16 protein-coding genes are annotated in these 19,219 nt (G+C 44.2%); 15 read left to right on the forward strand and 1 reads right to left on the reverse strand.

Features of this window, described 5'->3' with window-relative positions; genetic code table 11:
* The first annotated feature begins 522 nt into the window (after positions 1-522).
* The 7 genes from rsmH (at position 523) to D7V32_RS07730 (ending at position 8,532) form a co-directional block, all read left to right on the forward strand.
* Positions 523-1,434, forward strand: coding sequence for a 16S rRNA (cytosine(1402)-N(4))-methyltransferase RsmH (gene rsmH, locus D7V32_RS07700; RefSeq protein ID WP_120402309.1), 912 nt, complete (start codon positions 523-525; stop codon positions 1,432-1,434).
* A gap of 9 nt (positions 1,435-1,443) precedes the next feature.
* Positions 1,444-1,776, forward strand: a complete 333-nt coding sequence (gene ftsL, locus D7V32_RS07705) for a cell division protein FtsL (RefSeq protein ID WP_120402310.1) — start codon at positions 1,444-1,446, stop codon at positions 1,774-1,776.
* Between the two features lie 13 nt (positions 1,777-1,789).
* A complete protein-coding gene (gene ftsI / locus D7V32_RS07710) occupies positions 1,790-3,613 on the forward strand; it encodes a penicillin-binding protein PBP3 (RefSeq protein WP_120402311.1) in 1,824 nt (607 codons plus the stop codon).
* Positions 3,614-3,623: 10 nt separating this feature from the next.
* Complete coding sequence (locus D7V32_RS07715) at positions 3,624-5,117, forward strand: UDP-N-acetylmuramoyl-L-alanyl-D-glutamate--2,6-diaminopimelate ligase (RefSeq protein ID WP_120402312.1); 1,494 nt, start codon at positions 3,624-3,626, stop codon at positions 5,115-5,117.
* Positions 5,118-5,128: 11 nt separating this feature from the next.
* Positions 5,129-6,538 carry a UDP-N-acetylmuramoyl-tripeptide--D-alanyl-D-alanine ligase gene (locus D7V32_RS07720; protein ID WP_120402313.1) on the forward strand — a complete coding sequence of 470 codons (1,410 nt, stop codon included), beginning with the start codon at positions 5,129-5,131 and terminating at the stop codon, positions 6,536-6,538.
* The gene (mraY, locus tag D7V32_RS07725; RefSeq protein WP_120402314.1) at positions 6,539-7,657 is read left to right on the forward strand and encodes a phospho-N-acetylmuramoyl-pentapeptide-transferase; all 1,119 of its coding nucleotides are present in this window, start codon (positions 6,539-6,541) and stop codon (positions 7,655-7,657) included.
* Between the two features lie 71 nt (positions 7,658-7,728).
* A complete protein-coding gene (locus D7V32_RS07730) occupies positions 7,729-8,532 on the forward strand; it encodes a putative RNA methyltransferase (RefSeq protein WP_120402371.1) in 804 nt (267 codons plus the stop codon).
* Positions 8,533-8,575: 43 nt separating this feature from the next.
* Here D7V32_RS07730 and ponA read toward each other — a convergent pair whose 3' ends face one another.
* Positions 8,576-11,104: a penicillin-binding protein PBP1a gene (ponA, locus tag D7V32_RS07735; RefSeq protein ID WP_120402315.1), complete on the reverse strand. Its 2,529-nt coding sequence runs from the start codon at positions 11,102-11,104 to the stop codon at positions 8,576-8,578.
* 170 nt (positions 11,105-11,274) lie between these two features.
* On the opposite strand from ponA, the gene D7V32_RS07740 reads away from it, so the two are divergent.
* From D7V32_RS07740 to D7V32_RS07775, 8 genes are read left to right on the forward strand one after another with little or no spacing between them, the layout of a single operon-like run.
* Positions 11,275-12,333, forward strand: a complete 1,059-nt coding sequence (locus tag D7V32_RS07740; protein WP_120402316.1) for a pilus assembly protein PilM — start codon at positions 11,275-11,277, stop codon at positions 12,331-12,333.
* A complete protein-coding gene (locus D7V32_RS07745) occupies positions 12,333-12,989 on the forward strand; it encodes a PilN domain-containing protein (RefSeq protein WP_120402317.1) in 657 nt (218 codons plus the stop codon). The genes D7V32_RS07740 and D7V32_RS07745 overlap by 1 nt, the downstream gene beginning before the upstream one ends.
* Positions 12,986-13,684: a type IV pilus inner membrane component PilO gene (locus D7V32_RS07750; protein WP_120402318.1), complete on the forward strand. Its 699-nt coding sequence runs from the start codon at positions 12,986-12,988 to the stop codon at positions 13,682-13,684. Before D7V32_RS07745 ends, D7V32_RS07750 begins: the two co-directional genes overlap by 4 nt.
* Positions 13,684-14,211, forward strand: a complete 528-nt coding sequence (locus D7V32_RS07755) for a pilus assembly protein PilP (protein ID WP_120402319.1) — start codon at positions 13,684-13,686, stop codon at positions 14,209-14,211. Before D7V32_RS07750 ends, D7V32_RS07755 begins: the two co-directional genes overlap by 1 nt.
* Before the next feature lie 16 nt (positions 14,212-14,227).
* Positions 14,228-16,315: a type IV pilus secretin PilQ family protein gene (gene pilQ, locus D7V32_RS07760; RefSeq protein ID WP_120402320.1), complete on the forward strand. Its 2,088-nt coding sequence runs from the start codon at positions 14,228-14,230 to the stop codon at positions 16,313-16,315.
* A 36-nt stretch (positions 16,316-16,351) separates the two neighbouring features.
* A complete protein-coding gene (gene aroK / locus D7V32_RS07765) occupies positions 16,352-16,903 on the forward strand; it encodes a shikimate kinase AroK (RefSeq protein ID WP_120402321.1) in 552 nt (183 codons plus the stop codon).
* Positions 16,904-16,916: 13 nt separating this feature from the next.
* The gene (gene aroB, locus D7V32_RS07770; RefSeq protein ID WP_120402322.1) at positions 16,917-17,996 is read left to right on the forward strand and encodes a 3-dehydroquinate synthase; all 1,080 of its coding nucleotides are present in this window, start codon (positions 16,917-16,919) and stop codon (positions 17,994-17,996) included.
* A gap of 14 nt (positions 17,997-18,010) precedes the next feature.
* Positions 18,011-18,856, forward strand: a complete 846-nt coding sequence (locus D7V32_RS07775; protein ID WP_120402323.1) for a hypothetical protein — start codon at positions 18,011-18,013, stop codon at positions 18,854-18,856.
* Positions 18,857-19,219 lie beyond the last annotated feature (363 nt).

A 19,219-nucleotide genomic window follows, 5' to 3' on the forward strand; every position in this document is an offset into this window, starting at 1 on the left:
TAACAACAATACTCTAAGTAGAGAACAGTAGAGATATTTAATACGACACCCTATGTCGTATGGCTTACGCCAGTCGCTTATATCCTCATGCTGAACCATGAGGTCTTACGCTCCAGTGGATAAAAGCTGAATAAAAAAAGCCTCTGAACTCAGAGGCTTTTTTTATTGCTGTCATTCATGATGTGATATTTATTGGAAGGCATATTTGGGGGAATACAGCTTGAATAATCATGCAAAATTATGTTGTGAGAGGGGTTTTAAGAGAAATGAAGATAGCAGGCATTGTGCAAATCAGTATGGTGCAATTTAACTTCAAATATATTTTAAAATTGTGCTGATCCACGCAGATAAGAGATTAAATGTATACGCTGTATGCTTTAAATCTTCTGCTTTACAGGCTTTGTACAGTTAAAAACGGTTTTCTCTATGGAAAGTAATATTTCTGTACAAAAAGTCGTTTGGAGCTTTGTTAAAACAAGGTAATAATGTGCAGTTACTTTTTATTGCAATGAATGATCCTGTATGTCGCATATTTCTGTATTACTTCACGAAACTGTTGATGCTCTGCTTGGCGGGCGCAATACAGGAATTTATGTAGACGGCACATTTGGACGCGGCGGGCATACTCGTTTATTACTTTCAAAATTAGATGAAAATGCACGTGTTTTTGGTTTCGATAAAGATCCTCAGGCATTGGCTGTGGCTGCAGAATTAGAACAAGAAGATCCGCGCTTTCAGATTATTCATGCCAGCTTTGCCGATTTAAAGCAGGAATTAGCAGCGCGCGGCATTCAGCAGGTTGATGGGGTTATGGCGGATCTAGGGGTGTCCTCGCCGCAGCTGGATCAGGCAGAGCGCGGCTTCAGTTTTATGAAGGATGGCCCGCTTGATATGCGTATGGATAATTCTCAAGGCCAAACAGCTGCAGAGTGGCTAGTAGATATAGAAGAAGAAGCGCTGGCTAATTATATTTTTCAATATGGTGAAGAGCGTTACAGCCGCCGTATTGCCAAAGCGATTAAAGCAGCAGGATATATCGCAACAACTGCGGAATTAGCTGAAATTGTCAAAGTTGCTCATCCAAAATGGGAAAAAAACAAACATGCAGCAACCCGCACTTTTCAGGCGATCCGTATTGCCATTAATAAAGAATTAGAAGATATTGAAGTTTTCTTGCCGCAAGCTGTGGAAGTATTACAACCTGAGGGCCGTTTGGCCGTGATCAGCTTCCATTCTCTGGAAGACCGTTTGATTAAACAATTTATTCAAAAAGAATCAACTTTAGCAGAAGACACAGGCTGGGGAATGCCGCAAAAGCGTGAAGATACACGCCGTTTAAAGAAAGTATCACGCGTGAAAGCGAGTGATGAAGAAGTGAAAGCCAACCCGCGTTCACGCAGTGCATGGCTTCGTGCAGCAGAACGCATAGTTTAAAGGCGAATAATGAAAACCGAAGCGATAGAAAAAAGCCCTGACAATTTGCGGTTTAAAAAAGTCATCATTTATGCGGTGCTTGTAGCGCTGGTATTTATCAGTGCAATTTTTGTAGTATTTCAGGTGTTTGAATACCGTCAGGATTACCGTCAGCTGAATGCATTCATGCGTGAGCGTGATGATTTAAATGCAGAGTGGGGCCGTTTGCTGATTGAACAGCAAACTTTTGGCGCGACAGCTCAGATTGGCACACGTGCAGTCACGCAGCTTCGGATGTATTCGCCGCCAGTCGCGCAAACGGTAGTTATTTCTTTGCCGCAAACTTCAGAAGAGAAAAAATAAGGCTAGCTGCAACATGGTTGATAAGAGAAGTAAGCAAACTGTACGCAAGAAGCAGTCAGTAACAGGAAAAACCGCCATCAGCGTAGATATGTGGCGTTTTTATCTGATGTGGGCTGTGGTGCTTCTATGTTTTCTAGCCTTAGTGGGCCGTGCTTTTTATGTGCAGGTGATTAATAAAGATTTTCTGCAAAATAAAGCCAATGCCAAAATTTTAAGAACTGAAAAAATCCGCGCAATGCGCGGGGTAATTTATGATCGGCATGGTGTGCCTTTGGCGATCAGCACACCCGTGATGAAAATTGTCATTGATCCGCGTGATTATTTTGATAATAAAAAACTGTTTGAAGAAACAACAGCTTTACTGGCAAAAGATCCGAATAGCAATAAGCTGAAACGTCAGCTGCCAGATAAGAACCTGAATTTAGATGAACTGGCGGATGCCGTCGGTATGGACCGCGCAGAACTGCGGGCGAAAATGAATGAGCGGCCTCGTTCGCGTTATTTGATTTTGAAAAAAGAAGTCCCGCCGCAGCAAGCGGAAATCATCATGAAACGTGATTTTCAGGGTGTTTATACAGAGAAAAACTATAAGCGTTACTATCCGCAGCCGCAGCCGAATTCTCAGATTATTGGTTTGACCAATAGTGAAAGTATGGGGATTGAGGGTCTGGAAATGCAGCTGAATCAGCGTCTGGCGGGCGAGGATGGCGAACAGCAGATTGTGCGTGATAAAAAGGGCAACCGTTTTAAAGATCCTGAAGTGATTAAAGAGGTCGAGCCGGGGGAGAATATTACCCTGAGCATTGATTCGCGCCTGCAATACATTATGTACCGTGAATTGACCGCTGCAGGTGTGGCAAACAATGCGCGTTCTGCCACGGCGATTGCTGTTGATGTTAAAACAGGTGAAATTCTGGCAATGACCAGTTGGCCCTCATATAACCCAAATGATAAAAATGGCGTTTTAAATAAAGATGCGATGCGTAACCGCGGTGCAATTGACTCATTTGAGCCAGGCTCAACCATGAAGCCTATTACTGTGGCAATGGCTTTAGAGAGCGGCAAATATACCGCCAATACCGTGGTTAATACAGGTCCAGGCTCAATGCGGGTCGGCAACCATACCATCCGTGATACGCATAATTATGGCGCGTTAACACTCGGCGGAATTATTCAGAAATCATCTAACGTCGGTGTGGCGAAAATTGCGCTGTCGTTGCCATACGCAACATTGCCGACATTTTATAAGCGCTTAGGTTTCGGTGAGCGTTCAGCTGTAAAATTCCCTGGCGAAAGCGCAGGCTTAATCTTACCGCCAAGCAAGTGGAATGTCTCGGAAGTTGCCACCATGTCTTATGGATATGGCTTGAATGCAACTGTACTGCAGCTGGCAGATGCCTATGCCATGATTGCCAATAAGGGCAAAAAAATGCCGCTCAGCCTGTATAAGCTGGATGAAGCGCCAAAAGGCGAACAGATAATAGATGCAAAAATTGCAGATCAGGTCCTGCTGATGATGGAAGCGGTGACACTGCCCGGCGGTACAGCGCGTCAAGCCAATATTCCGGGCTATCGTGTTGCAGGTAAAACAGGGACAGCACATAAGCTGCGTCCAGACCGCAAGGGTTATTCTCAAACAGATTACCGTGCATTATTTGCCGGTGTGGCGCCAGTCAGTGATCCTCGCTTGGCGATGATTGTTGTTGTGGAAAACCCGAAAGGCGCGTATTACGGCGGTTTAGTCGCAGCGCCAGTTTTTGCCCGCGTAATGCAGGAATCTTTACGTCTGATGAATGTGCCTTTAGATAAGCCATTAGACACTCCTAAAATCCAGTAAGAGGTGATGAATGCCAATTTGCTTTAACGATATTTACACCGCTGCCCAGCCTGCAGACTGGATGACACAGCCTTTTGGCGGTTTTAATTTAGATAGCCGTAAAATCCGTGCTGGGCAAATTTTTATTGCGCTCACGTCATTTTCACAGCCAGAAAAAACGGCGCAATTTGCTCAAGCTGCTTTAGATTTGGGTGCGCTTGCTGTGATTTCTGAAATTGATTTAAATATAGAAAAGGCTTTGACCGTAGCTAATGTCCGTCAGTTGATGGGGCAATGGCAGAAGCAATATTTACAGGCAGCTGCTCCTGTTCAGCCAGCACGGATTATTGCAGTGACCGGCACAAATGGTAAAACCACCATTTCACGCTTAATTGCAGAACTTCTTATGCTGCAAGGCAAAAAGTGCGCAGTAATGGGGACGACAGGCAACGGTATTTTACCGCAGCTGGAGGCGTCTTCGCATACCACGCTGGATGCACTGCATCTGCAAAATGCGCTGCATGATTATGCTGTTCAGGGCGCAGCATTCGCTTCAATTGAAGCCAGTTCACATGGTTTGGAGCAAGGGCGTTTAAATGGCTGTGATATTGAAATCGCAGCTTACAGCAATCTTAGCCGTGATCATTTGGACTACCATAAGACATTAGAAGCTTATGCCGAGGCAAAATCACGCTTATTTCAGTTTGCTTCACTGAAAGCCGCTATTATTAATATTGATGATGAATATGCGGGCATTATGCTGCAGGCAGCGCAAAAAAATCCTGCCCAGCCTAAAATTCTCACTTATTCAACAACTAAGGCTGCTGATTATGAAGTGCAGGATATTCGTTATAGCTTAGGCGGTGCGGTATTTACGCTAAAAACAGCGAAAGGCGATTTTGAAGTGCATAGTCCGTTGCTGGGGCATTTCAATGTAGAAAATATTGTAGCAAGTTTGATTGCTGCTGAGCAGGCTGGTTTTGAGCTGGCAGCGCTAATTGCGGCAGCGCCAAAATTACAAGGCGCACCAGGCCGCATGCAGGTGATTCGTGATGAAGATCGTTTATTTATTGTCGATTATGCGCATACACCTGATGCGCTGATTCAAGTGCTGACGACACTGAAACGTCATGCCGCTGCTGATTTATGGGCTATTTTTGGCTGCGGCGGAGACCGTGACCGCGGCAAACGCCCGCTGATGACACAGGCGGCTTTAGATTATGCGGACGTGGCGCTGCTGACGTCAGATAATCCGCGTACGGAAAATCCAGAACAAATTTTTGCAGATATGAAAGCAGGCATTCAGTTTGCAAATCATCAGGTACATGAAATTCATGACCGCCGTGAAGCGATTAAATTTGCTGTGAAGCAGGCCAAAGCTGGCGATATTGTTGTTATCGCAGGTAAAGGTCATGAAAATTATCAAGAAATTGATGGCGTGCGCCATTGGTTTGATGATGTGGTCGAGGTGCAGTCTGCTGTTCAGGCTTTGCATCATCACCCTGATTCAGGCTATCCAGCTTAATAGGAAAGAATATGCATACCTCTACAACCAGTACCGTGCCTTTAGAACCTTGGTCAGCTGCTGAATTGGCTGACGCTGCGAAAGGGCATTGGCATCATGGGCGTGTTCCAGAAGGAGCGATCAAGCGTATTTTGACTGACTCTCGTGATGCAGAGAAAGGTGATGCTTTCTTAGCGCTGAAAGGCGAGCGTTTCGATGCTCATGATTTTATTCTGCAAGTGGCTGAAAATGGCTGTGAAATTGCCATTGTAAGCCATCCTGTTGACGCTGATATTTGCCAGCTTGTGGTCGCAGATACGCGCTTGGCATTGGGTTGTTTAGGCGCTTGCCGCCGTGCGAAATACCCTGATCTGAAAGTCATTGCGCTGACAGGCAGCAGCGGTAAAACGACAACCAAAGAAATGCTGGGCAGTATTTTGTCGCGTCTAGCGCCGACGCTGATTACCCGCGGTAATTTGAATAATGATCTTGGTGTGCCCGTCATGCTGTTAGAGCTTCGTGCGGAGCATCAATATGCTGTGATGGAGCTGGGTGCAAGCCATCAAGGTGAAATTGATTACACCTCAAATTTAGTGCAGCCGCAGGTTGCTGGTATTTTAAATATCGGGACTGCGCATTTGGGTGAATTTGGCGGCCGTGACGGCATTTGCAATGCAAAATCTGAAATATACGCACATATTGCTCAAACGGGGACATCAATTGTTCCAGCAGCAGATGACTATACAGATGTGATCCGCAGTGCAGTTCAGACGCAGAAACAATTAAGTTTTGGTGCGGGCGGTGATGTTTATGCAGCGGATATTCAGCTGCATGCTCAGTCTGCAGAATTTATGCTGCATACGCCAACAGGCAGCTGCCCAGTCCGTCTGCCGTTTGCCGGTGAGCATAATGTTCAGAATGCGGCAGCGGCGGCGGCTTTTGCATTGGCGATTGGTGTGGGGCTGGATGATATTGCTGCTGGTTTGGAGCAGGCAAAAGGCGCAAAAGGCCGTCTCAATTTCATTTCGCATCAACATTATTTGTTTATTGATGATACTTATAATGCGAATCCAAGTTCTATGCGCGCAGCAGCTGAAGTACTGTCACAGCAGGACGGTGTCCGCGTCATGGTGACAGGTGATATTGGTGAACTCGGTGCATCTGCGGCGATTGAGCACTATAAGCTGGGCCGTGATTTGGTTTCGGTAAAAGGCCTCAATTTTGTAGTTGCAGTGGGCGAATTTGCTCCTGCTATGCAAGAAGGCGCGCGCAGTACACAATATGGTAAAAAAATGCAGGCTTTTTTAAACCAAGAGCAGGCATTGCCATTTTTAATAAGTTTGATTGAAACACATCAACCTCAGCCGATGTCTTTTCTGTTTAAAGGGTCGCGGTTTACCCATATGGAAACACTTATGGCTGCCTTGATGGAGAAACTCTAAATGCTGTTATGGCTATTTGAACATTTGGCGGGCTATGACAGCACGTTTCAGGTGGTTCGCTATTTAACGCTTCGTGCGCTGCTCAGTGTCTTAACGGCATTGACAATTGGTCTTGTCCTTGGCCCTGTAATGATTCGAAAATTGCAGGCGCTTAAATATGGTCAAGCGGTCAGTTCATATGCGCCTGAAAACCATGCTAAAAAAATGGGTACGCCAACAATGGGCGGTGTACTGATTCTTTTGTCTATCAGCATATCGACATTGTTATGGGCAGATTTATCTAACCCATATGTATGGATTGTGCTGGGTGTTATGGTGGTATTTGGCGCTGTAGGCTGGGCAGATGACTGGATTAAAATCCGCTATAAAGATAATGCTGGCCTGCCTGCAAAGAAAAAGTTCTTTTGGACCTCTGTTGCCTCACTGGGTGCAGGTATTGCGCTGTATGTGATTGCATCGAGTCAGCCAAACCCAGCACAGACTGCGGATATGCTGGACGTGCTTATTCCTTTCTTTAAGGACTTAAGTATCCCGCTTTCAATGATTCCATTGGGTATCGGCTTCATTATTTTCACATATTTAGTGATTAATGGCGCGTCAAATGCGGTGAATTTAACAGATGGTCTAGATGGCTTGGCAATTATGCCTGTTGTTTTAGTTGCTGCAGGTTTAGGCGTATTTGCTTATTTGGCTGGTGATATCCGTTTTGCGACATATTTGCATATTCCTTATGTGAGCTATGCTTCCGAACTGGTTGTGATTTGCGCAGCAATGATTGGCGCAGGTCTGGCATTTTTATGGTTTAACGCACATCCTGCGCAAGTCTTCATGGGTGATGTCGGCGCCTTATCTTTAGGCGCTATGCTGGGTACGATTGCCGTTATGGTTCGTCAGGAGATCGTTTTCGCCATTATGGCGGGCGTATTCCTTGTAGAAGCGGTGTCGGTATTTTTGCAGATTGGTTCATTGCGTATGCGCAATAAGCGTGTATTTTTGATGGCGCCTCTGCATCATCATTATGAGAAAAAAGGCTGGCGTGAAACTCAGGTTGTCATCCGTTTTTGGATTATTACAATTATGCTGGTAGTTTTGGGTCTAATGACTTTAAAATTGCGTTAAGCAAAAAATTGAAAATAAAAAACCGGTCAATTGCCGGCTTTTTTAATGCCTTCGCGGCTTTGGAGAAAATGATGAATCTGCTGATGTGCCCTGTGTGCAAAACAGGCTTGGCGCTGCAAGAAAGAACATGGCGCTGTGAAAATGGCCATAGCTATGATGTGGCAAAGCAGGGGTATGTCAATCTGCATGTGGTGCAGCACAAACATAGTAAAAATCCCGGCGATACACCTGAATCTGTACAGGCGCGCCGTGCATTTTTGAGTGCAGGCCACTATGCGCCGCTGCAGCAGGCAGTGGTCAAAAAAATACGTGAATTGCGTATTGAAAACCTTTTAGATATTGGCTGCGGTGAAGGCTACTATACCAATGCGATGCAGGCCGAAGTGATGCAGTGTGTCGGTGTTGATATTGCTAAAAATGCGGTACAGGCAGCAGCTAAGCAAAATAAGCAGGTCACATGGATTGTCGGTACTGGAGCGACATTGCCAGTGATGGATCAAAGTATTGATCTGTGTACCAGCTTATTCAGTCCAATTCCAAAAGAAGAAATCTTAAGAGTATTAAAGCCAAAAGCATATTTATTGGTGGTTACACCTGCACCAGAGCATCTGTATGCTATGCGGGAAGCTTTATTTGAAGAAGTGAAGCAGCATGAGCCAAGCAAATTTGCTGAACAGCTGTCAGACTGCTTTAATTTGCTGGATCAGCAAGTGGTTGAAGCGCCTATGCTGCTGAATCAGGCAGATTTAAAGAATTTGATTGCGATGACGCCGTATGCATACAAAGCTAAGCCAGAACGTAGACAGGCGCTGGAGCAGCATGATCAATTTGAGTTAACAGCACATTATCAAGTTTTTGTGTTTCAAAAACACTAATGCGCTGTATATAAAAAAGCCCTCAAATACGAGGGCTTTTTTATTATTGAACTTGCTGTATGAGGTTGCCTAAAGCATCATTTGCAGGCTTTTGAGCTGGCTGGCTGTCCATCGCAGGCGGTGCTGTGCGGGTTGGCGCAAGCGGCTGTTCACCGGGCAAGTCTTCAAAGTCATTTTGCGGTGTGCGCTGCGGCGCCACCGGCGCTGGACGGTAAATCGGCTGAGCTAAGGCGGGAGATGAGCGGTCTGGTTCTGCTCCCTCTTGTATTTGAACAGCGGCTTGTCCGCGCTGTATAGGCGCTTTGGCGCTTTTGTCTAAGCGTACCCATGACTCAGGCGTATTTTGCAAAGCATTTGCCATGAAGTCTGTCCAAATGGGCAAGGCTGCCACACCGCCATATTCACGGCGGCCAAGCGTGGTAGGCTGGTCAAATCCAACCCATGCAATCGACACTAATTTGCCATTGAAACCCGCAAACCATGCATCTTTAGCATCATTTGTCGTGCCTGTTTTTCCGCCTAAGTCACTGCGCCCAATACGTAAAGCGGCACGGCCTGTACCATGCTGAATCACGTCACGCAAAATATTTGCCATGTCATAAGCAGAACTTGATTTAATAATGCGCTGCGCTTGACGGTAATTGCCGGTATCAATTGCGGTTTTAGGATGATTTGCCGCAACTGGCTGATTGGTCACTTCAATGACTTCATCATCTGGTGTTGCCGGATCCGCGCTGTCTATTGGAGCCTCTTTTTCATTGATACATGCAATGCAGGCATAATCAGGATTGGACTGATAAATGACTTTGCCATATGCATCTTCAATGCGGTCAATAAAGTGCGGCTGGATACGGTAACCGCCATTGGCGAAAGCAGCATAGCCTGTTGCCATTTGTACCGGCAAGACTTGGGGGGTGCCTAGGGCAATCGTGTAGTTGCGCGGAATTTGGTTTTCCTGCAGGCCGAAATCCATAAACAATTGGCGTGTCCGCTCAATGCCGACCATTTGCAATAAGCGCACGGAAACGGTATTGCGTGATAAATACAATGCGCGCCGCAGCGGAATCATGCCTAGATAGCGTCCATCAGAGTTGCGAGGTGTCCACTTTCCAATGGTGATGGGGCTGTCATTCACCATGCTGTATGGTGTCATGCCTCGTTCCAGCGCCAATGCATATACAAAAGGCTTAATGGTAGAGCCAGGCTGACGCCAGCCTTGCAGCGCGCGGTTAAATGTTGAATGGTAAAAATTATAGCCGCCAACAACTGCTTCAATTGCGCCATTATTGGGATTTAAGGCAATCAGCTGACCTTGCACTTTAGGGATTTGAACTAATGACCATGCGGTTTTCTGTTCATTCGGGCGCAGGCGGACAATATCGTCAACTTTCACAATTTGTGAGGCTTTGCTCGGCGCATTGCCTACGCTGTTAGCGTTGCGGTAGGGACGGGCCCATGACATACCCGACCAGGGTACAGTAATAGCAGTGCCATCCTGCAGTAAGGCATCAAAAGTTGAACTTCCCACTTTAATGACTTGGGCTGGGTAGGTATTTGCGAATGCTGTAAATTCTTTTAACGGTTTGCCGTGGGCTTCTGCACCGCGCCAGCCGTGGCGGCGGTCATAACTCTCCAAGCCCTCTTGTACTGCCTGTTCTGCATAAGCCTGACGCTGGCTGTTAATGGTTGTATAGACTTTATAGCCAGAATCGACTGCCTGTTCGCCAAGTGTTTCTGTTAATTCTGTGCGGACCATTTCACCGACATAGGGAAATCGGTTGCTGATACCGCGGTCAGGCATATCTAGATTAATAGGCTCTGCAATCCCAGCTTCATATTGCTGCTGAGAAATGTAGCCTAACTGCAGCATGCGGCCTAAAATCCAGTTGCGGCGTTCTAGAGCGCGTTTAGGATTGGCTACGGGGTTGTATTTAGATGGCGCTTTTGGCAGGCCTGCAATCATGGCCATTTGGCCGAGTGAAAGTTCACTTAAACTCTTGTTGTAATAAATTTTAGCTGCAGCGGCGATCCCGTAAGCATTTTTGCCTAAAAAGATTTTATTGACATATAACGATAAAATTTCTTCTTTATTGAGATTTTGTTCTATTTTTCGTGCAAGGAATACTTCAGTCAGTTTGCGTTTTAAGGTTCGTTCAGAGCTTAAATAATAGTTTTTAGCGACCTGCATGGTAATGGTCGATCCGCCAGTCTGCACATCAGAGCCTGTAATACTTTCGCTGACGGCCCGCCCTAAACCTTTAAAACTGATGCCGCTATGCTCAAAAAATGAAGAATCTTCAGCTGCTAGAAAAGCATGAATAAATGCAGGCGGAATCTGCTCGTACTCAACCGGCACAGAGAGTTTGCCGCCATATTCTGCAATCAGCTCATTATCAGCACTATATACTTGCAGCGGTTTTAATAATGGCGCCTTTTTCAGGGTGGACATTTCTGGCAAAGATGGTGCAATATAGAGATACATGCCATAAAAACCCATCGGAATAGAGATCAAAACTAAAATTAAGATCAAAAAAAATGGGTGAACGAGGCCTGAACAAGATAGCTTTTTCATAACAAGTAAGTTTTAATAAGAGCTAATGGCAAACTAATTAGCGGTCAGTATATCCTTAAGACGCGCAGAATGTTATATGAGATATTGTATCTGCAATAAATTATAGGCTGATTTGTATTAATTAGTGGGTTACTTTTTTTTGGGGATAAAAAAATAATAGGAATGATATTGTGCTCAGGTTATATCGTAAGCCAAATAAGGGGTTAATAGGGGTAGATATTAGTTCAACTTCTGTTAAGGTTCTGGAACTTTCTGTAAAAGGCGGCAGGCACTGGGTTGAAAGCTATGCTTTGGTCCCGCTGCAAGAGGGCAGCGTTGTTGAAAAAAACATCCTGAATCCTGAAGCGGTCGGCGACTCATTAGAGCGCGCTATTAACTTGGCCAATACGCAATCTTCAAATGCATCTTTTGCTATACCGACATCCATGGTGATTACGAAAGTTATCGAAATGGATGCGGATATGACAGCAGATGAGCGTGAAGTGCAAATCCGTATGGATGCCGAGCAATACATTCCGTTCCCGCTGGATGAAGCTAGTTTAGATTTTGAAGTTCTTCCAGATATTTTAGCAAACCCCAACCGTGTAAATGTGCTGCTGGTTGCAACACGTATTGAAAATATCGAAGGCCGTTCTGAAGTTTTGGAGCTGGCTGGTCTGACCCCCAAAATTGCCGATGTTGAAAGCTTTGCTTTAGAAAATGCATTTAAAGTATTTTCAGATACATTGCCAATGGGCGTAAAGACAGTTGGTATTTTGGATATCGGTCACAGTATGACAACGCTGTATGTCATGCAGAATAATAAAGTCATTTATAACCGCGAGCAGGTTTTTGGCGGCAAGCAGCTGACTCAAGAAATTCAAAACCGATACGGTTTGTCTTTTGAAGAAGCGGGCCGTGCGAAAAAAACCCGCGCACTTCCGGATGATTATGATGTAGAGGTTTTGGAACCGTTCTTAGAGGCAGTGGTTCAGCAGGCAGCGCGCTCATTGCAGTTCTTCTTCTCATCATCTCAGTTTAATGAAATTGATCATATTTTACTCGCGGGCGGTAATGCCAATATTCCTGGTTTAGCGAAATTGCTGCAGCAGAAATTAGGCTATCGTGTAACCATTGCCAATCCATTTTTACAAATGGGTTTCTCACCTCAAATCGATATTAAAAAAATTGAAAATGATGCTTCATCGCTCTTGGTGGCATGTGGTTTGGCATTGAGGAGTTTTGATTAATGGCAAAGATTAACTTACTCCCTTGGCGCGATGAGCTAAGAGAGAAACGAAAAAAAGAATTTATTGCGCTTTGCATTGGGACATTTTTTTTAGGGGTTTTAGCAGCAGCTGCAGTATGGTTCTACTATGATCAAAAATTGCAGGATCAAGAACAGGCAAATCAGCTGATTATCAGTACTAACCAGAATTTAGATGTGCAGCTGAAATCGCTAGATGGTTTACAAGAGCAGCGTAATGCGATTGTTGAACGTATGAAGCTTATTCAAGGTTTACAGTCTCAGCGTCCAATTGCAGTACATTTGATTGATGAGCTTGTACGGGTCATGCCGGCGAATTTGTACATTACTAGATTTACGCGTTCAGGTGATAAATTTACATTTGAAGGTAAAGCTGAAAGTCCAAATGCTGTCGCTGAGCTGTTGCGTAACTTGGAATCGTCTCCATGGTATCGCAATGCATTTATGAATTCATTCTTGGCTGCAGAAGAAAAAGCGCGTGCTCCAAGTTCTGTAGTTCCGCGTGTAGAGGAGAGCTATGGTGCGTTTGTCGTCACAGCTGATTTGGACCAAATTACGGTGCAAGCAACTGCTGCAGATCAAGCGAATGCGGCTTCTGAACCAGCTTCAGCCGTAACAACTGCGGAGGCGCCGAAATGAGCAAAGATAACTTTGATGAATTAAATCAAGAGCCAGCTGCACCAGTAAAGAAAAAAATGACGCTGGATAAATTTTTACAGCAGTTTAATACACTAGATCCCAATAATTACGGCAGCTGGCCTTTGTCGGTCAAAATTACCTGCTGGATTTTGATCTTTGCTTTTGTTTTGGTCCTTAGCTATTTTGTCATGATTAAAGGCAAAATTGAGGCGATTGCGAATGCAAGTGCGCAAGAACAAAATTTATTAAATGAATTTAAAGAAAAAGATTCGAAACTGCGTAATTTACAGCAGTACCAGACTCAATTGCAGGAAATGGAAACACGTTTTAATCAGCAGCTAGATCAATTGCCGAAGGAAACAGAGATTCCAGGTTTGGTTGAAGATATTAACGTGACAGGTGTTAATTCTGGTTTGAAGTTTAAAAATATTCGCTTAGAGCCGGAAGTTAAACAAGAATTCTTTATTGAACAGCCGATTTCGATTGAAGCAACGGGTGATTACCACGCATTTGGTTCATTTGTCAGCGGTATTGCGGGTTTATCGCGTATTGTGACGCTGCATGATTTTACGATTAGTGCGACTGGCAGCAGCAATGCAAAGTCGGAAATTCCAAAAATTGATTATGTCATGCAGGCGAAAACATACCGATATATTGGCAGTACGGATAATGCATCTGCAGGAGGCGCTCAATAATGAAAATGAAACATATCGCATTATTTTCAATGATGGGGCTGTTATTTGCTGGCTGTGATAGCCGAATTGATGCTGTTAATCAGGAAATGGCTAATATTCGCAATCAGGCGCCCTTGCCGATTGAACCGGCGCCAGATTTTACGACGGTTGAAACTTTTGTTTATGCAGCGCATCAGCTTAAAAGTCCATTCTTGCCAAGTTCCTTAGCTGCTGAGCTGAAAATTATGGCTGGAAAACGGGTGTACCCGAATTTTAACCGCCAGCAGCAGCCGCTAGAAAGCTATGCATTAGAAACATTGAACATGAAAGGCAGTATGCGGAATCAGTCAGGCGGAATCACCGCGTTGATTCAAACGCCGGATGGTCAGATCGAACGTGTACAGCGCGGCAGTTATATGGGGCTCAATCAAGGTCGGATTATCAATATTACACCGACTCAAATTGATTTGATTGAGGTTATTCCAGATGGGCGAGAGGGATATGTAGAGCGTCCAAGAAGCCTGATTTTAATTGGGCTGGCGCCTTGAGCTTAAAGGAATAAAAATGAAAAAGATTATGACAGATTTAATTTTTGGGGATGGCAATACAATGAACCATGTGTTTCGTCAGTTTACAATGGGTGCTGTAGCAATGGCGGTTATGCAGGCTGCTAGCGCACAGGTGAGTGTTACTAATATTGTGCCTATGCAAATTCCTGGGCAAGGTACGGAAATTCGCGTAATGTTCAATGGCTTGCCACCCCAGCCGCAAGCTTATCAATTAGAACAGCCGTCTCGATTAGTGCTGGATTTTGATAAAGCAGGTCAAAGCTTAAAGCAAAGTACAATTCCTGTTGCTACACAAGAAGCGCAATCAGTAGATGTGACATCTGATGCGCAGCGGGCGCGTTTAACTGTAAATTTAGCTGATGCCGGAGCATTTACAACGCGTGTTGAAGGCAATACTTTTATTTTAAAAATCAATGCGGCCAATACTGCAGCCGCGCCTGTTGCAGTGCCGCAAACTCAGGGCATTTCAAATATCGGTTTTCAGCGCGGTTCAGCGGGTGAAGGCCAAGTTGTGATTGACTTAATGGGCAGCAATACGCCAGTTGATGTACAGCAGCAAGGCAGTAAGGTTGTGGTGCGTACTTTAGGCAGTAAATTGCCGGCACATTTGGTGCGCAGGTTAAATGCAAATGATTTTGCAACACCGGTAGCGACGGTGGATGCGCAAAATGAAAAGGGTAACGGCCTTATTACAATTTCGACTTCTGGCAGCTATGAATATATGGCTTATCAGACAGATAATCGTTTAACGATTAGCTTAAAACGTCCAGAAGATAAGAATCCATTAAAGCCTAAAGCTGCAAATCAATATACAGGCAAGAAAATTTCACTTGATTTCCAGGATATCGAAGTTCGACGCGTTCTGCAGCTGCTGGCTGATTTTACCGATATTAATATGGTGGCAGCAGATTCAGTACAAGGAAATATTACCTTACGCTTGAAAGATGTACCTTGGGATCAGGCGCTGGATATTGTTTTAAAAACGAAAAATCTGGATAAGCGCCGTAATGGCAGTGTGATTTGGATTGCGCCAGTTGCAGAGCTGATTAAAGCTGAAGAAGATGAAGCAAAAGCATTGGAGCAAAGTATCAAATTAGCGCCAATTCAAACAGAATATCTAAAGCTTAGCTATGCTAAGGTGGCGGATATTGAAAAGCTGATTACTCAAAGTAAGACGAATAATACGAATGGCGGCAATAATGGCGGTAATAATGCTTCAGATGCATTGCTAAGTTCACGTGGATCAATATCTGTTGATGCGCGAACGAATACCTTAATTATTAATGATACGTCTCAAAATATTGACAAAATCCGTAAGATGGTTGATTTGCTGGACGTAGAAGTTAAGCAGGTGATGGTTGAAGCAAGGATTGTGACTGCTCAAACTGAATTTTCACGCAATTTGGGTATCAATTGGGGATTAGCGCGCAATAACCCGAGTCTGTCTGGCGGTTCAAATGGCTCAAACGTTTGGGGCGGAGATTTCTCACCTAAATTCGATCTAGGTGTAGATCTAGGTACGGCTTCGGCAGGGACATTCAATTTTGGCTTACTCAAAATTTCAGACTTTATGCTGGATTTGGAGTTAACTGCGCTGCAGTCAGATGGTCATGGTGAGGTGCTTTCTGCACCGAAAGTGTTGACTGGAGATAAACAAAAAGCGTATATCTTGCGCGGTGATCAGATTCCCTATCAGTCATGGAGTGCTGAAGGCGGAACAACAACAAGCTTTGTGGATGCAAACTTGAAATTGGAAGTTACGCCAAGCATTACGCCTGATGGTAAAGTGCAAATGGAACTGAAAATAGAAAAAGATACCGTGGGTGATTTAACCGCTGCAGGCTATTTGATTAACACCAATGAAATTCAAACCAATGTGTTGGTAGGTGATGGTGAAACAGTCGTATTAGGCGGTATTTTTGATGACATTAAGCGAAGTGGCTATCAGAAGGTTCCTTTTTTAGCTGAGCTGCCAGTCGTAGGCAACTTATTTAAAAATAATTCGAAAGTATCGAATCAAACAGAACTGCTAATTTTTGTTACTCCACGAATTGTTAATGACAGTGTTTCAAGAAATCATTAATATATTTTGAAATTAACAAAATCAAAAGGTGACTCCTTGCCAAGCAATGAGTTTGAAACCCTGCCAAATATATATTTGGTAGGGCCTATGGGGGCAGGAAAAACAACCGTTGGGCGTCATTTAGCTGAACTGTTAGGCCGTGATTTTATTGACAGTGATCATGAAATTGAACGAAAAACAGGAGCAACCATTCCTTGGATTTTTGAAAAAGAAGGGGAAGCTGGTTTTAGAGGGCGTGAAACGGCGGTTATTGATGAGTTAACTGCACGCGATAGGCTTGTTCTTGCAACAGGCGGCGGAGCGGTCACTCAAGCCCCAAACCGTGAGTTTTTAAAACATCGCGGTATTGTTGTTTATCTTTATACGCCTGTTGAAATTCAGCTGCAGCGTACCTACCGTGATAAAAATCGCCCGCTTTTACAAGTTGAAAATCCAGAACAAAAATTAAAAGATTTACTGGCTGCGCGGGATCCGCTGTATCGTGAAGTCGCACACCATATTATTGAAACCAATCAAGGCGCTGCCCGTGATTTGGCGCATAAAATTTTGAATATGATTCTTTCTTCAAAAGCAGTTAGTCACTCATAGAGCCTCATTATCCATGCAAACTTTACATGTCGAACTTGGCGAACGCCGTTATCCTATTTTTATTGGCAGTCACTTAAATCCTCAAGCTTTGCTAGAACCGTATATCCATGGCAAGCAAGTGATGATCGTTTCAAATGCAACGGTTGCGCCTTTATATCTGGAGCATTATGAGCAGGCGGTTCAGGCGCTAGGAAAAAAGACGGCGGTATGTGTTTTGCCAGATGGTGAAAAATACAAAAATATTGAGCATTTGAATCTTATTTTTGATGCTTTATTGGAAGCGGGTTTTAACCGTGACTGTACCGTGCTGGCTTTGGGCGGCGGTGTTATTGGGGATATGGCCGGTTTTGCTTCGGCATGTTTTCAGCGCGGCGTGTACTTTATTCAGGTGCCGACAACGTTATTGTCTCAAGTGGATTCAAGCGTGGGCGGGAAAACAGGCATTAATCATCCATTGGGCAAGAATATGATTGGCGCATTTCAGCAGCCGCAAGCTGTATTGGCGGATATGTCTCAGCTGAATACTTTGCCTGACCGTGAGCTGTCTGCGGGTTTGTCTGAGGTGATTAAGTACGCATTGCTTGGTGATCAGGAATTCTTGGTTTGGCTTGAAGAGAATATGGACGGTTTGATTGCCCGTAATCCTGAGCTTTTAGCTGAAGCGGTTTATAAGTCTTGTGCGCATAAAGCGCGAATTGTGGCAAATGATGAGAAAGAGCAAGGTGAGCGTGCTTTGCTGAATTTAGGCCATACTTTTGGCCATGCGATTGAGTCATATTTGGGTTATGGCGCTTGGCTGCATGGTGAGGCTGTTGCTGTAGGCATGGTCATGGCTGCAGATTTATCACACCGTATGGGCTGGATTTCAGCTGAAGATGTTGAACGTACAAAAAAAATCATTTTACGCGCCAATTTGCCTGCAGTTTGTCCTAAAATTCCTCTAGATGAATTCTTAGCTTATATGTCACATGACAAAAAAGTGTTAAATGGCCAGCTTCGTCTTGTTTTAATGAAAAAATTAGGACAAGCGGTTATTACTAAAGAGTTTGATGTGGAATTGATGAAACAGTCGATTCTGGCAAATCAGCAATAAAGAAAAGGTAGCTCATGGCGCGTCTTAAAGCACATATTCAAATACAGCAATATATTTGGCTCGTGTTTGCGGGTTTATGCTTATTTGGCGCGCTTGTATTTTGGGCAATCACCGATACCAAAGATTTGGTGGAAATTGAAAAAAAGCCTGAAACTGAAATTGAATTACAGATTCAGCCAGAAAAAGTGGCATCGATGCACCATCTTGGTGCGCTGTCGGATGAGGTTCAGCCTTTAGATATGACGACACGTGTCGTTGTTACTGCGCAGCATGATTCTGAATTTAGAGGTACTAAGTTTATTGCAGATAATAAAAATACATATAGTATTGAATTGTTTCGTGTTTCTGATGAAACGATTTTAAAAAATTTCTTAAAAAAACAGCCGCAGCGTAAAGGTCTTATTTACTTAAGGCTCTCTGGTGAGGATCATCCAGAGCAATATGTGCTACTGTACGGCACTTACCGCGGTGAGGCTGAAGCAAAACAGGCTTTGGCGGATCTTAAACTGGTTCTTCCTGAGTCAGTCAAGCCAATGCCGGTGCAGCTGGAAAAATATCAGCCTTTAGTGAATGATTTGGGCTCTGATGAGCTTAATGTAAATGCAAAATTATATGCAGTGAAACTGAAAACGGTCCCTGTACCGCGAGTAGATGAAGCTCAACTGGCTGCGGCCCGTGCCCGAGCTCAAGCGCAGCAGGCAGCTCAGGCGGAAACTGCAAAAAATGCAACAACAACGACAACTGTGACACGCAGAGATGCAGATGGAAATGTGGTTGATGTGAAAAAATCTCAAAGTTCTGCGGAAGCCAGCCGCCAGTCAGCGCCTGCTGAGCATGAAGTCAGCGATCCATTTAACTAAGCTGGCTTAAAATAGAGCATACTTAAAACAAAAAAAAGTAAATGTGCGTCTAAATGGTGCATAAGTATTAAAAAATAAAGCGGCTTACTTAGAGATGAGCCTTAAACTTCCGTTAAATCAGCAGCTTTTCTAGTATTGCATTAAGTTGGCATATTTATTGCTTAAATGGTGCGTAAATTGAATTCATCTCCCTATTTTGGCGCGAAAATGATTCGATTAGAGTGCGAAGCAGTCATCTGACCTGAACTGAAAAACTCAGCAAATTATGCATGAAGACATATGCAAGCTAACGATTTTAGGGTTATCTTAAGTATGTGAAGAAGAAATAATTTTGTTCAGTAAAACAATTCATGTGAGTGGATT

The sequence above is a fragment of the Acinetobacter tianfuensis genome, from assembly GCF_003611465.1.
Taxonomy (GTDB): Bacteria; Pseudomonadota; Gammaproteobacteria; order Pseudomonadales; family Moraxellaceae; genus Acinetobacter; species Acinetobacter tianfuensis.